This is a genomic window from Viridibacillus sp. FSL R5-0888, from assembly GCF_038009105.1.
Taxonomy (GTDB): Bacteria; Bacillota; Bacilli; order Bacillales_A; family Planococcaceae; genus Viridibacillus; species Viridibacillus arenosi.
In genome coordinates, this window is sequence record NZ_JBBPAU010000001.1 from 872,286 (window position 1) to 885,823 (window position 13,538).

General features: G+C 36.1%; 13 protein-coding genes and 2 pseudogenes. 11 read left to right on the forward strand and 4 right to left on the reverse strand.

Going from position 1 to position 13,538, the window contains the following annotated elements; translation table 11 throughout:
• Positions 1-133 precede the first annotated feature (133 nt).
• The 8 genes from MKY02_RS04370 to MKY02_RS04405 all read left to right on the forward strand — a co-directional run bounded on the left by MKY02_RS04370 (position 134) and on the right by MKY02_RS04405 (position 9,296).
• On the forward strand, positions 134-1,519 hold the full coding sequence (locus MKY02_RS04370) for an isochorismate synthase (RefSeq protein ID WP_340710686.1): 1,386 nt from the start codon (positions 134-136) through the stop codon (positions 1,517-1,519).
• Positions 1,512-3,236, forward strand: coding sequence for a 2-succinyl-5-enolpyruvyl-6-hydroxy-3-cyclohexene-1-carboxylic-acid synthase (gene menD, locus MKY02_RS04375; protein ID WP_340710687.1), 1,725 nt, complete (start codon positions 1,512-1,514; stop codon positions 3,234-3,236). Before MKY02_RS04370 ends, menD begins: the two co-directional genes overlap by 8 nt.
• A complete protein-coding gene (gene menH / locus MKY02_RS04380; protein ID WP_340710689.1) occupies positions 3,224-4,039 on the forward strand; it encodes a 2-succinyl-6-hydroxy-2,4-cyclohexadiene-1-carboxylate synthase in 816 nt (271 codons plus the stop codon). Before menD ends, menH begins: the two co-directional genes overlap by 13 nt.
• 26 nt (positions 4,040-4,065) lie before the next feature.
• Positions 4,066-4,884 (forward strand): 1,4-dihydroxy-2-naphthoyl-CoA synthase, encoded by an 819-nt coding sequence (menB, locus tag MKY02_RS04385; protein ID WP_038188163.1) that lies wholly within the window; start codon positions 4,066-4,068, stop codon positions 4,882-4,884.
• Positions 4,885-5,011: 127 nt separating this feature from the next.
• On the forward strand, positions 5,012-6,457 hold the full coding sequence (locus MKY02_RS04390) for an o-succinylbenzoate--CoA ligase (protein WP_038188160.1): 1,446 nt from the start codon (positions 5,012-5,014) through the stop codon (positions 6,455-6,457).
• A 181-nt stretch (positions 6,458-6,638) separates the two neighbouring features.
• Entirely contained in the window at positions 6,639-7,598 is a 960-nt protein-coding gene (locus MKY02_RS04395; RefSeq protein WP_076035346.1) for a response regulator transcription factor, read from the forward strand.
• 145 nt (positions 7,599-7,743) lie between these two features.
• Positions 7,744-8,592: an ABC transporter ATP-binding protein gene (locus tag MKY02_RS04400; protein ID WP_076064960.1), complete on the forward strand. Its 849-nt coding sequence runs from the start codon at positions 7,744-7,746 to the stop codon at positions 8,590-8,592.
• On the forward strand, positions 8,589-9,296 hold the full coding sequence (locus MKY02_RS04405) for an ABC transporter permease (RefSeq protein ID WP_038188151.1): 708 nt from the start codon (positions 8,589-8,591) through the stop codon (positions 9,294-9,296). Before MKY02_RS04400 ends, MKY02_RS04405 begins: the two co-directional genes overlap by 4 nt.
• Positions 9,297-9,393: 97 nt before the next feature.
• Here the strand turns inward: MKY02_RS04405 and MKY02_RS04410 are convergent, their stop codons facing one another.
• From MKY02_RS04410 to MKY02_RS04420, 3 genes are all read right to left on the reverse strand, one after another.
• Complete coding sequence (locus MKY02_RS04410; protein WP_340710691.1) at positions 9,394-10,365, reverse strand: metal ABC transporter solute-binding protein, Zn/Mn family; 972 nt, start codon at positions 10,363-10,365, stop codon at positions 9,394-9,396.
• 98 nt (positions 10,366-10,463) lie between these two features.
• Complete coding sequence (yidD, locus tag MKY02_RS04415; RefSeq protein WP_038188145.1) at positions 10,464-10,697, reverse strand: membrane protein insertion efficiency factor YidD; 234 nt, start codon at positions 10,695-10,697, stop codon at positions 10,464-10,466.
• Positions 10,698-10,862, reverse strand: a complete 165-nt coding sequence (locus tag MKY02_RS04420; RefSeq protein ID WP_155981199.1) for a hypothetical protein — start codon at positions 10,860-10,862, stop codon at positions 10,698-10,700.
• 98 nt (positions 10,863-10,960) lie between these two features.
• Between MKY02_RS04420 and MKY02_RS04425 the strand changes: the two genes are divergently transcribed.
• The 3 genes and pseudogenes from MKY02_RS04425 to MKY02_RS04435 form a co-directional block, all read left to right on the forward strand.
• Positions 10,961-11,395 carry a Dps family protein gene (locus tag MKY02_RS04425; RefSeq protein ID WP_038188143.1) on the forward strand — a complete coding sequence of 145 codons (435 nt, stop codon included), beginning with the start codon at positions 10,961-10,963 and terminating at the stop codon, positions 11,393-11,395.
• Positions 11,396-11,586: 191 nt separating this feature from the next.
• Entirely contained in the window at positions 11,587-12,528 is a 942-nt protein-coding gene (locus MKY02_RS04430) for a c-type cytochrome (protein ID WP_340710693.1), read from the forward strand.
• Positions 12,529-12,820 (forward strand): annotated as a pseudogene (locus MKY02_RS04435) (phosphoenolpyruvate hydrolase family protein); the annotation flags it as partial. It abuts the gene before it with no gap.
• 280 nt (positions 12,821-13,100) lie between these two features.
• Here the strand turns inward: MKY02_RS04435 and MKY02_RS04440 are convergent.
• Positions 13,101-13,291: pseudogene (locus MKY02_RS04440) on the reverse strand (hypothetical protein); the annotation flags it as partial.
• Positions 13,292-13,538 lie beyond the last annotated feature (247 nt).

Consider the following 13,538-nt stretch of genomic DNA (forward strand, 5'->3'; position numbering starts at 1 on the left):
ACATAGAAATTGCGAGTGAACTTTGCAAATGAAGTGCCGAATTGCCAATAAAGATGTATGATAGTATAGGATATTTAAGTATGTACGAGTGGATTCCATTAATTGGTGGGATCCGTTGACGGAGGGAATTTTCATGAATCGGAAGTTGTCAGCAACAACCGGCGACCGAATTGAAACGGAGCAATCGACATTATATTTTCATACAGAAACAATAGAAGTAAGTCGATTGTCAGCGCTCGCTTTTTTTGAAGCAGGTGAGCAATCATTTGCTGGACAACGATTTTTTTGGCAAAATCGTGAAAAAACATTTACGCTTGCAGGTTTGGGTCATGCTCATACAATTACAAGCGATGCAAAAGAACATAGATTTGATGACGTTGAACAACAATGGAAAAAGATAACGCAAAATGTTGTGAATGATGAAAATGATATACAACCAATTTTGTTTGGTGGATTTACATTTGATACGGAAAATGAAGTGTCAGGTGAATGGACAGGTTTCCCTGAAGCTTTTTTTGCTGTTGCAACATATCAACTTGTGATAAAGAATGATCAAGCTTATGTGAGTATTCATTTGATCACTGAAGAAGAGAATACGACAGAAGCACTTAATGCTTTACGCAAAGAATGTGATGAATTAATTCATACAGCGCAAGTAAAGGCATTAAAAACCTATCCTAAACCTCAAATAAAGAGCAGTTATGAACCTTATAAAGAAGAATACTTGGAATCAATCAGCAAGGTCACGTCTTTAATACGTCAGAAAGAAGCGGACAAAGTTGTTATTGCAAGATCGCTCGCTTTGCAATTTGAAGAACAAGTAACATCTCCGAATGTGTTATCACAAGTAATGATGGAGCAGCCAGAAAGCTATTTATTTGGCCTAGAAGAGCAAGGTAAATTGTTTTTTGGAGCATCACCTGAGCGTTTAGTAAAGGTTTCCGATAAATATGCTTACTCTTCGTGTATTGCGGGTTCTATCAAACGTGGGAAAACGGCTGAAGAAGATGACTTGCTAGGACAAAGCTTATTAAATGATACGAAGAACCTTTCCGAGCATCAATATGTGGTGGATATGATCTTACAGACATTTAAAGAAAACTGTGCAAGCTATCAAATTCCAAACGCGCCACAGTTGCTGAAAATTAGAGATATACAACATTTGTTTACACCAGTTGAAGGTCCATTGAAAGAAGGAGCGACTGTTTTACAATTAGTAAAAACATTGCACCCAACACCGGCTTTAGGGGGCGTACCTCGTATGAAGGCAATGGAAGTAATACGAGAATATGAACCAATGAATCGCGGTCTCTATGCAGCTCCAATTGGGTGGCTAGATGCTCAAGGTAACGGGGAATTTGCTGTAGCTATTCGTTCGGCTCTTTTAGCTAAAGATCAAGCATTTTTATATGCTGGTGGTGGCATAGTGGCTGATTCACAACCAAGCAGTGAATACGATGAAACTTTAGTGAAATTCCGTCCGATGTTACGAGCTTTAGGAGGACAATTACATGAGTGAGAAAGAGACTTTAACGAGCTATGTTTATAAGCTCGTTGCGTCATTATATAAAGCAGGTGCACGAGATGTAGTTGTGAGTCCAGGCTCACGCTCAACTCCACTTGCTTATGCTTTTGCTTCTTCAAAGGAATTTAATTTATACCGTCAAGTAGATGAGCGTTCTGCAGCATTTTTGGCATTAGGTATTGCAAAGGCAAGTGTGCGACCGGTTGTACTAGTTTGTACATCAGGAACAGCGGCAGCGAATTACTTCCCTGCAATCGTAGAAGCGAGCTATGCGCGTGTACCATTGATCATATTAACGGCGGATCGTCCACATGAATTACGTGAAGTCGGAGCACCACAAGCAATCGCTCAAGTGAATTTATACGGTACGCATGTAAAATGGTCAGTGGACTTTCCACTACCAGATACATCAACAGGGACAATGTCATTTATCGAACGTCATATAGCACGTGCGATGTCGATTGCGACGACTGCACCTGCTGGCCCTGTACAAATTAATGTACCGTTCCGTGAACCACTACTGATCAATTTCCAAGAAACGTTACCAGGTGGGACCTTTGTGGAAAGTTACGGAGCTGAATTACGTCCTTCGACAAAAGCATTTAATACATTAGAAATAGCAATTAACAAAGCTGAAAAAGGATTATTAATCTTTGGTGAGATGAATCCAGGAACGGAATTAAAAGCTGTTTGGGATTTTATTCGAAAGGTGAAATGGCCAGTTCTTGTGGAGAGCCTATCTCATTTACGTTCGAATATTCCCGAAGATTGTATGGATTATATCATTGATCAGTATGATGCTATTTTGAAAAACGAGGCTTTTAAAAATTCGATGGCACCTGATACTGTTATTCGCTTTGGCGCACAGTTAGTATCTAAACCTCTTTCATTATTTTTAACCTTGGTTAAACCTAATACGTTTATAGTAATAGATGAAGATCCGATGTTCCGTGATTCTTTAGCAATTGCAACACATCACGTACATGCAAGTGTCAGTGACTGGTTAGAAGATGTCACTGTTGAGTCAACAATCGATGCTATTTATAGATCTAATTGGATTGCTGCAAATGGTATTGCAACAAAACATATTGAGCAGTATTTACAAGAGCAATCTGATGAGGGTGCAATGGCAGCGACGCTCTTTACAAATTTACCTGAAGCAAGTGATTTATTTTCTAGTAGTAGTATGCCAATCAGGGATGTAGATACATTTTTCAACAAAACGGCAAAAGATGTGAAGATTTTTGCGAATCGCGGTGCAAATGGCATTGACGGTGTTGTATCTACTGCTTTTGGTGTGCAACTTGCAAGACAGCGTGAAACGTATTTATTGATTGGTGATTTAGCGTTCCTACATGATGTGAATGGGTTAATCACGACACGATATCAAGAGTGTAATATGACAATCATTGTGATGAATAATGATGGCGGTGGTATTTTCTCATATTTAGCACAAGCTACAGAAGAAGCACATTATGAAGAATTATTCGGAACGCCATCAGGACTTAACTTTAAAGAAATCGCAGTAATGTATGGAGCAGAATATCAGGCTGTAGAAACAAAAGAGGCATTTGTAGAAGTGTTACAAACATCAAAACAAAAACCGCTACGCTTGATTGAAGTATTTACGAATCGTCAAGTAAATGTTGAGACACATCGTAAATTATGGAAAGCGATTGGTGAGGAGTTAGATGCGAAATGGCAAGCGTAATGATGACAGTAAACGGCTTAAACTTGCATTATGAAATTATTAATCCACGTGTCAAAAAAACCGTTGTATTATTACATGGGTTTACTGGTAGCTCTACAACCTGGGATAAAGTAATAAGTTCAATGAGCGATCAAGTACGTATCATTGCAATTGATTTGATTGGTCATGGCTACACAGATAGCCCGAAAAACGTAGAGCATTATTCTATGGAGAAGCAAGTTTCAGTCTTACATGGATTGTTGGCACAACGTGGTATCAATAAATTCACGTTAGTAGGTTATTCTATGGGGGGGCGCATTGCATTAGCTTATGCTTTGCAATACCCTGAAACAATAGAGCAACTTATTTTGGAAAGTGCTTCACCAGGTTTGCAAACGATTGAAGAACGGACTGTCAGAGTAAAAGCTGATAATATTCTTGCAGAGCGTCTTGAAAAAGAGGGTATACAAGCATTTGTGGATTATTGGGAGAACATACCCTTATTTGAATCGCAAAAAAACTTACCTCAAGAAATTCAAGAGGAAATTCGTGCAGGCCGCTTATTGCAAAATGAAAGAGGTTTAGCAAATAGTTTAAGAGGCATAGGTACAGGACAACAAAATTCATATTGGGATGAGCTGACAAGCTTTACTAAGCCAGTTGTTTTAGTAACAGGGGAGTTAGATAAAAAGTTTTATCAAAAAGCTGTCGATATGAAGAATTTATTCCAAAATTGTAAGCATGTAGTCGTATCAAAAGCTGGACATGCAATTCATGTGGAAAATCCTAAAACTTTTGCTACAATAATAGAGGAACAAAATTAAAAATTTCAAGTAGGAGGATTATATATATGACTCGTCAATGGGTAACAGAGCGTACATACGAAGATATTAAGTATGAATCTTATAATGGTATCGCGAAAATTACAATTAATCGTCCGGAAGTGCGCAATGCATTCCGACCAAAAACAACTTCAGAATTAATCGACGCATTTACACGTGCACGTGATAATGCAAATATCGGTGTAATTATTTTAACTGGGGAAGGCGATCAAGCATTCTGCGCAGGTGGAGACCAAAAAGTTCGTGGAAACGGTGGCTATGTTGGAGATGACAACATTCCTCGTTTAAACGTATTAGACTTACAACATTTAATCCGTATCACGCCAAAACCTGTAGTAGCAATGGTTGCTGGTTACGCAATTGGTGGCGGACATGTGTTACACATCGTTTGTGATTTAACAATCGCAGCAGAAAACGCTCGCTTCGGACAAACTGGACCTAAAGTAGGTTCATTTGACGCTGGTTACGGTGCAGGTTATTTAGCACGTATCGTTGGCCATAAAAAAGCGCGTGAAATTTGGTACCTATGCCGTCAATACGATGCACAAGAAGCATTGGATATGGGCTTAGTAAATACAGTTGTTCCTCTAGAAAGATTAGAAGACGAAACTGTTCAATGGTGTGAAGAAATGCTTTCTAAATCACCTACTGCATTACGCTTCTTAAAAGCGTCATTCAACGCAGACACAGATGGTTTAGCAGGTCTTCAACAATTCGCTGGAGATGCAACTTTACTTTACTACACAACAGATGAAGCAAAAGAAGGTCGCGACGCATTCAAAGAAAAACGCGAACCAGACTTTGGGCAGTTCCCACGTTTCCCGTAAGTGCTGGATATGCAAAATAAATACTTCAAGTAATCGTCAACAAAAGACAGCTCAAAAAAGTTGTCATTCTAAGCTGTCCTCCAAGGGCAGCTTTTTTTATCAACATATACAACCAGGGGGTGAAAAAATGATACCAAACTGGCTTTTACAACGTAGCCTATTAACACCTGAGCGGATTGCACTTAGCTTTGAAGAAGAACAGTGGACGTTTAAAGAAGCGAATGATAAAGCACATATTTTAGCGAAAAAGTTAACTGCAAATGGCGTAAAGCCGCGATCAAGGGTAGCTATTTATGCACCATCCCATCCCGATATTATTTGGATGATGTATGCTTGTATGCATTTGCAATGTGAAATGGTACTATTAAATTTACGATTAACAGACAAAGAACTAGCTTATCAAATTGATGATGCGGCAGTTGATTTTATTTTAGTAGAGGACTTACTAGTGGGGAAATTGCCAGTAAATAAAGTGCCATCATTGACTTTTAATGAAATTTATACAAGTCATGAAGAGGGATTCATTCTTGCAAACGAGTGGGATGATGATCAAACGATGACAATCATGTATACATCGGGTACAACTGGATATCCAAAAGGAGTTCGTCAAACGGTAGGGAATCACGTTTCAAGTGCTACTTCCTCCGTTTATAATATGGGTTTAGTAGAAGATGATTGTTGGCTTTGTACAATGCCATTATTTCATATTAGTGGATTTTCCATGCTAGCTAAATCATTATTGCATGGTGTCGAAATTAAACTCTATCCTAAATTTAGTGTTAAAGAAATAGTAAACGAATTATTAGCAGGTACTGTAACAAGAATGTCTGTTGTTTCTGTCACTTTAGAAAGAATTATATCGGAGTTGGAAGCTAGAAATGCTAAAGTTTCTCCAAAGTTTTTAACAATGCTTGCAGGAGGCGGGCCGGTTCCAATCGATTATTTGAAGAGGGCGGAACAACTTGGGCTTAATGTTTCCCAAACATACGGAATGACAGAAACATCTTCACAAACAGCAACTTTATCAAGTACAGATGCATTGCGTAAATTAGGATCTGCGGGTAAAGCACTCTTTTTCAATCAAATCCGTATCGATGGTGCAGAGAAAGCTTTTGATCAAGGTGAGATTTTAATTCGTGGTCCTCATGTAACACCTGGATATATAGGCAGATTTTCAGATAAGTCTTCTCAGGAAAATGGCTGGTTACACTCAGGAGATATTGGTTATTTAGACGATGAGGGTTATTTGTATGTCGTTGATCGCCGTTCAGATTTAATCATTTCTGGTGGTGAGAATATATATCCTGCGGAGATTGAAAATGTGCTCGTCTCACATGATGCTGTGCGTGAAGCTGGTGTATGTGGAGTAGAGAATGAAAAATGGGGGCAAGTACCAAATGCATTTGTTGTTTTAAAAGAAAGAGTAAATGTAGATGAATTGCTCGCGTTTTGCAGGGGACATTTAGCCAATTATAAAGTACCACATCAAATTTATATCGTTAGTGAATTACCTCGTAATGGTTCAAATAAGTTATTGCGAAGAAAATTAAAAGAATTATTAAACAAAGAATAAACTCAAGATTGAAATTAATTAAACCATCTATGATGATTAATATCATAGATGGTTTAATTTTTATTAATAGCATTGATTTTAGGCGAATTCAGCAGTTTTCATATGTATTTTAATTGGTTTAAATGAATTAATTTCCATTATGTTGTATAATTTTATTATTTGTGAGAGGAAGTTAATAAATATGACAAAAGATTTTCAACAGATTGTTATTCCTGAGTCTGTTATTGGTGGTGTCACAATTTGTCCTTCGTTCAAATTGCCATTTAATGAGGGTGCTGTAACTGGCATATACTCTGATGTAGAACAAATAGGATATATTGTACAACAACTCCAATACAATAATCAAATAAACTTTCATTTTAGAAAAGAAGGGTGCTACGAACGATTAACAGTAATGGAAAGCCTGAAGTTTGAAAGGGCTTTATATAATTCAAATGCGGTACTCGAGGATGTTCTTAAAATTACTGGTTTGATGGATAAAGAAAGTGTGAAAATCAAGGATTTAAATGATGTACAAGTTCAAAGAGTTCGGTTTGCCAAATTATTAATGCATGAGCAACCTATACATATTTTAGAAGAGCCTTTTCAAAATCTAGATGTAGAAACTAAACGTATTGTCGAAATTGTCATTACAACATTAAAGGAAAAAGGATATATTGTATATTTATTGGCGAATAACTTAGAAGATCTGCTGAGTTCATCAGATCAACTATATCGTCTGGATACAACGGGATTAGAACCATTGGATTTACAAGAGGAGAGAAAAGAATTCGAGAAAACACCTGAAACTGAAAATCAGCTAATTAAATTAGAGAAAATTCCTACCAAGCTGAATGATAAATTCATATTATTTAATCCACCTGAAATTGACTATATTGAAAGTGTAGATGGAGTAGTGAATGTATATGTCAGTGGAGATGCATTTCCATGTACCTTAACACTTAATGATCTCGAACACCGTCTAGTTCCATTTGGTTTCTTCCGTTGTCATCGGTCATATATTGTAAACTTACAAAAGGTTAGAGAAATTGTTACATGGACTAAAAATAGCTATAGCTTAATTTTATCTGGTAATGAAAGAACACATGTTCCTTTATCTAAAAGTAAGTTAGTCGAATTAAAGAAAATAGTCGGAATATAAATTATTTCTCAGGAAATAATCGTCCTCCATTCACACATAATTTGATATCATTCACCATCATATAACTCCATTCACCCGATATATAATGCACGATCATGAAGCCTCTTGTATTCTTAGGTCAAGATCGAATACAGGGGGAATACTAATGGAAACGATAATTGAAGTAAAACATTTAGAAAAGAGCTTTCAAAAGGAGAAGGCAATCCGAGATGTTTCTTTTGAAATTAAAAAGGGGGAAATATTTGGTTTCCTTGGACCAAGTGGGTCGGGTAAAACAACGACGATAAAAATTTTAACTGGGCAACTTACTGCATCTGGAGGAGATGTACGCGTCTTTAATAGTGATGCGAAAGCATTGCAACAACCTGCAGCACGTAGTCGATTTGGAATCTTAACAGATAATAGTGGTTTATATACGAGGATTTCAATTGAAGAAAACCTCCTATTATATAGTAAATTATATAATTTACCTGATTCATCAGTTGAAGAGGCGCTCAAGTTTGTTAATTTATATGAAGAACGTAAGAAACGTGTTAATACTTTATCAAAAGGGATGATACAACGCGTTACATTAGCACGTGCTATTCTACATAAACCAGAATTGTTATTTTTAGATGAGCCAACTTCTGCGCTGGATCCAGTGAACACTAATCATATTTATGCTGGATTACGTAAATTAAATGAGATGGGAACGACAATTTTCTTAACGACGCATGATATGACAGAAGCTGAGGTACTTTGTAATCGTGTAGCTTTTTTGGATAAAGGGACTATACGTGCAATTGGATCACCAACCGACTTAAAACGCCAATTTGGAGATGACTCGTTAACAGTTGAACTATTAAATGGTAAAAAGGAAATAATTGGTAAAGGAGCGGAAGATGCTAAACAAATGTTTGAATGGATGCAAAATAATCAAGTAGAACGTATATCTACTAATGAACCGAGTTTAGGGGATATTTTCGTACAAGTAACGGGGAGGGAACTACTATGAACACATCAGTTAAAAGAATCCAAGCAATATTAGTGAAAGACTACAAGGAGTTTTCGCGTAATATAGCGGTATCATCAATGATCTTTTTACCGCTAATTTTAGCAGCTATGTATGCTCGAATGGGTGTCGATACAATTCAAGGGTACTTTATGTCGATTAACATTACATTTTCAATGGTAGCCACTTACGTCCAATGTTGCTTGATTGCTGAAGAGAAAGAGAAGAATACGCTGAGGAGTTTAATGTTATCTCCAGCATCGACTTCTGAAATCCTAATTGGTAAAAGTACATTAACATTTATATCAACTATGCTTATTGTAGGGGGATGTATGTATTTCTCAGGGTATATGCCAGGGAATTTAGTAGTGATGGCATTAGCACTAATGTTATCAGCAGTATTTTATATAGCTGTCGGAACATTTTTAGGCCTTTTTGCTAAGTCTGTAATGGAATCGTCTGTGATTGTATTACCCGTACTAGCTATATTTTCATTAGGACCTATGGGGATGGCGTTCATTGAAAATTATCCTATATTGAAAGTTGTCGAATGGCTTCCAAGTGTTCAAATTATTCTTTTGGGAGAGCTACTTGAAAAAAGTTATGCTTTAGGGGATTTGATTAAGCCATTTGCAGTGATTATTGGATGGATTATAGTAGCAGCTATAGCTACAGTGGTTACCTTTAAAAAACGAATGGTGGATTAGTTGGGTAAATACTTGGTAATAAAGTGAAAATTAAAAACCCGTGCATAGAGCCATTATACGGACTCTTTGTACGGGTTTATTTTTTGTTTAACACATATTATTTTGATTCATGCAAAGCCTTTTTTAATGTCTCGATATCTTTTTTCATTAAAGTAAAGTATGTTTCATCGTTTTTAATGTCCTCATCTGTAAGAACACTTAAATTGTGAAGAGTAAGTGGTTCTGCACCTACTTCTTTTTGGATGACTTCTGCTAACTTAGAAGAAACATTTTGTTCAAACAGGATATAGTGAATATGATTCTCTTTTGCTTGATCTACAATTTTCGTTAATTCTTTTTGAGAGGGTTCGTCTTGGGAATTCAACCCGGCTACGGAAATTTGAGTTAATCCGTATGTCCCAGCAATGTAGCCAAATGCAGAATGAGATACAAAGAATGTTTTAGAAGGGGCATTATCTGCCATTTCTTTGAATTCTTTATCTAAATCTTGAAGCTCTGAGATTAAAGACTTGTAATTTTTTTCAAATTCTTCTTTATGATTTGGTTGAGTTTTTACTAAAGCGTCTTTAATAGAAAGTGCTAAATCTTGGCTGATGATAGGTGAAAGCCATACGTGAGGGTCAATATCACCATGTGCATGATCATGATCTTCTTCTTCAGCTTCATGTTCATGTGCAACACTTGTACTAATGTCTAGTTTTTCTTCGGATACATTAGCGGCAGTTTCAATAAGTTCTACATTTTCATTTTTTAATGTTTTTTGGGCATTTTCAACGAAGCCTTCTAAACCTAAACCAACATAGAAAAATAAATCCGCATCTGCTAAATTCATCATATCCTTTTGAGTTGGGTCAAATGAATGTTCATTTGATCCAGGAGGATAAATTGAATTAACTTCAACACGACTACCGCCAATCCGTTCTGCAAAGTAAGTTAAAGGATAAACAGTTGTGTAAATAGAAAGTACGTCTTTATTACTTTTATCCTGATTTACTTGGTCATCTGCATTACAGGCAACGGTAAATAAAGCGAGTATAGCAATTAAAAATATAGATAGAGTCTTTTTCATATAAGCACCCCTTAAATAGTAATCATTACGATTTGTTCTTTCGACATGTTTTATCATACAAGAGTTTATAAAAAAACACAATAAAAAAAGCCCCGAAATTAATCTTTTTTCGGTGGCCATTCTTCTGGTACAGGGTCATATCCACCTGGATGTAGTGGATTACAGCGTAAAATGCGACGGATTGCTAGGTAAGCGCCTTTAAAAGCACCGTGTTTTTCAATCGCTTCCAACCCGTAATTTGAGCATGTTGGGTAGAAGCGACAAGATGGTGGAGTCAAAGGTGAAATCGCTTTTTGATAAATGCGAATAAGGAATTTGAAAATATACTTCATTTACTTTTCTTCTTTCTCGGCAGTATAAAAAGGCTGCGTTGGTTTAGGATCAATCGTTTTATGTGAATCTTTTTGGTTGTTTTTTGCGATATAGTAAATTAAATAACTTGCTAAAGCTACTGTCAAAATAACAACAGGCATTATGGCAATCCAAGCAATCGACATTTATTTCACCTCAATGATTTCTTCATGTTTATTTTACTTAAAATAGCGGTATATTAACAGTATAGTGCTTAAAACAGAAAGAGGAGTGTGAAAGTTTTATGTCAGCTTTACAAAATGAATTAAATCAACTAGTAGCTTCATGGTCGGTGCTTTATACAAAATTACATAACTACCATTGGTATGTGAAAGGACCATCTTTCTTTACGCTACATGAGAAATTTGAGGAATTGTACAATGAAGCCGCAACTCATTTAGATGAAATCGCTGAACGAATATTAACTTTAGGTGGACAGCCTGTAGCAACATTAAAAGAGCATTTGGAAATTTCGAATGTAAAAGAAGCGACTGGTAACGAATCAACAAACGAAATGGTTGAAACTGTTATTAGCGATTTTGAGATCATGATGAAATCCTTAAAATCAGGAATGGATGAAGCTGCAAAAGAAGAAGATGACATGACGGAAGATTTATTAAATGCTACCTATCAAAGTCTTGATAAACATGTTTGGATGTTAAAAGCATTCTTGGGTTAATCTAAACAATATTAAAGTAAAGTCAGTAGTTTTTGCTATTGGCTTTTTCTTTTGCCTACAAAATGAAATAACATATTTTGTGTCGAATAACTGACATTTACTAAAAATACCCATTTTATTCACTGGCAATTACTGATTACATTTTCTATTTAAGTTAATATAAGGGTAACAAACGCAATGGAGATGATTTTATGAAATCAGGCACAGGAATAGCCGTTGGCCTTTTGTTTATTGGAGCAATACTTGGGGGAGTATGGCTTACAAAAGCATTCTTTGTTGAAGGTTTAGATGCAACAGAAATGGTAACAGCGAGTGCGAAAAGTTCAAATGATAAAAATCTTTCTTATAATCCTCCAAGTTTAGACGATGTACCAGAGGGAGAGATGGGTGAGTCCATTCTCTTTGGATATGAATTAGTAAATGATACTAACAACAAAGCAGAGCAATATGTAGGAAACAATTTAACTTGTACAAGTTGTCATGCTGGAGCGGGATTAGATGAGAACTCTTCTTCATTAGTTGGAATGACTGCTGTTTATCCGCAGTATATCGAACGTTCTGGAGGTATTGTAACGATAGAAGAACGTATTAATGGTTGCATGGTCAGAAGTATGAATGGGAAGAAGTTTGAAGCAAATAGTGATGAACTTGAAGCAATTGTATCTTATTTTAAATATATTTCTAAAGATATTCCAGTAGGTGCAGATATGCCTTGGCGTATGAACAATTCAATGGAAAATGTACCTGTTCCAAGTGTTGCTAATGGTGAAGAAATCTATCAAAAATCATGTATTACATGTCATGCTGCAGATGGAGCTGGCACTGGTCCAAATACTGGCCCTGCATTATGGGGAGAAGATTCTTTTAATGATGGAGCGGGTTTAGCACGTCTTTCAAAACTTGCAGGATATGTAAAAAATAACATGCCAGCTGGTGGTGAAGGAACTCTAACTGATCAAGATGCATCAGATTTAGCGGCATTCATCTTATCTCAAGACCGTCCAGTATGGGCTAATCACGATAAAGACTGGCCAAAAGGTAATCGACCAAAAGATATTATGGATAAAGAAAATCGTCAAAAAGTGAAAGATGGTACGATTGATTGGAAAGCTATCCTAACAACTAAACAATAAATCTTAGTTGCTCACATGGGGTTGACGACAAAAGGAACAATTGGAGCACATACCGCATTAACATTGGATTGTGAGGAACGAACAAAAAATAATTGAAGCTGGTCGTTTTATCAATCCAGATATTTTAGTTATTTGCCATGGTGGACCAATTGCTGAACCAGCAGATGCTGAATATGTGATCAACAAAGTGGAAGGTATTTGTGGTTTCTTTGGAGCTTCAAGCATTGAACGTTTTGCTGTTGAAAAAGGAATTAGAGAACAATCAGAAGCTTTCAAGAATATTCGTTCTTAATTTGTCATGAAAGTTAATGACAGTATTTAAATGACGTCTTGTTAATAATTAATTCTGGTTAAGTTCTTTTTCATAAAAGCTAATTAGAAACTGAACTTACTATTGCTAAAAATCAAAAGCAACCTTTCTCGAGTTTAATCCTGAAGTAGCTATTTTAAATGCCTTTTTGAGGACTAATAAGAGCATGTTTTGAACAATCTACGTTCATAACATGCTCTTTTTTAGTTCGTTTAGGGGTTTCTCCAGTGATTAACTATAAACTTATGCAGATGGTTATTATCTAATTGCTTTTCATGTTTTTGTTTATTCTAAATTTCGGATTCAATTCACTCCACACATCAAATTTATTTCCATCTAAATCAGCAAAGACAAAGTTTCTACGTGTATGTCCTTTATTTGCATATATTACCGACTTCCATTTTACTGTTCTATAAAAACGCTATGAATTTTTTCTAATGCAGTTAATCCATTATGAGTTTATAAAAAATAGGTTCAATTAGATAAAAGGATTAGAAATAGAAAAAAGTGAAAGAATAGTAAGGTGGAATGAAATTCATCAATAAAGGAGACAAAAAATGCAAGATATAAAATTAGCAGTAATTTATTACAGTATGGATGGCACTAACTAGCGATGGGCTGAAGAAGGTGCAAACAGCAGTGAATTCAAGCAAAGCATACAGTAACAGTTGCAGAATGGGTAAAGAAAGCAAATCAAAAA

Coding starts and splice junctions, on each gene's coding strand:
- MKY02_RS04370 (WP_340710686.1), top strand. CDS start 134: ATGAATCGGAAGTTGTCAGCAACAACCGGCGACCGAATTGAAACGGAG.
- menD (WP_340710687.1), top strand. CDS start 1,512: ATGAGTGAGAAAGAGACTTTAACGAGCTATGTTTATAAGCTCGTTGCG.
- menH (WP_340710689.1), top strand. CDS start 3,224: ATGGCAAGCGTAATGATGACAGTAAACGGCTTAAACTTGCATTATGAA.
- menB (WP_038188163.1), top strand. CDS start 4,066: ATGACTCGTCAATGGGTAACAGAGCGTACATACGAAGATATTAAGTAT.
- MKY02_RS04390 (WP_038188160.1), top strand. CDS start 5,012: ATGATACCAAACTGGCTTTTACAACGTAGCCTATTAACACCTGAGCGG.
- MKY02_RS04395 (WP_076035346.1), top strand. CDS start 6,639: ATGACAAAAGATTTTCAACAGATTGTTATTCCTGAGTCTGTTATTGGT.
- MKY02_RS04400 (WP_076064960.1), top strand. CDS start 7,744: ATGGAAACGATAATTGAAGTAAAACATTTAGAAAAGAGCTTTCAAAAG.
- MKY02_RS04405 (WP_038188151.1), top strand. CDS start 8,589: ATGAACACATCAGTTAAAAGAATCCAAGCAATATTAGTGAAAGACTAC.
- MKY02_RS04410 (WP_340710691.1), bottom strand. CDS start 10,365: ATGAAAAAGACTCTATCTATATTTTTAATTGCTATACTCGCTTTATTT.
- yidD (WP_038188145.1), bottom strand. CDS start 10,697: ATGAAGTATATTTTCAAATTCCTTATTCGCATTTATCAAAAAGCGATT.
- MKY02_RS04420 (WP_155981199.1), bottom strand. CDS start 10,862: ATGTCGATTGCTTGGATTGCCATAATGCCTGTTGTTATTTTGACAGTA.
- MKY02_RS04425 (WP_038188143.1), top strand. CDS start 10,961: ATGTCAGCTTTACAAAATGAATTAAATCAACTAGTAGCTTCATGGTCG.
- MKY02_RS04430 (WP_340710693.1), top strand. CDS start 11,587: ATGAAATCAGGCACAGGAATAGCCGTTGGCCTTTTGTTTATTGGAGCA.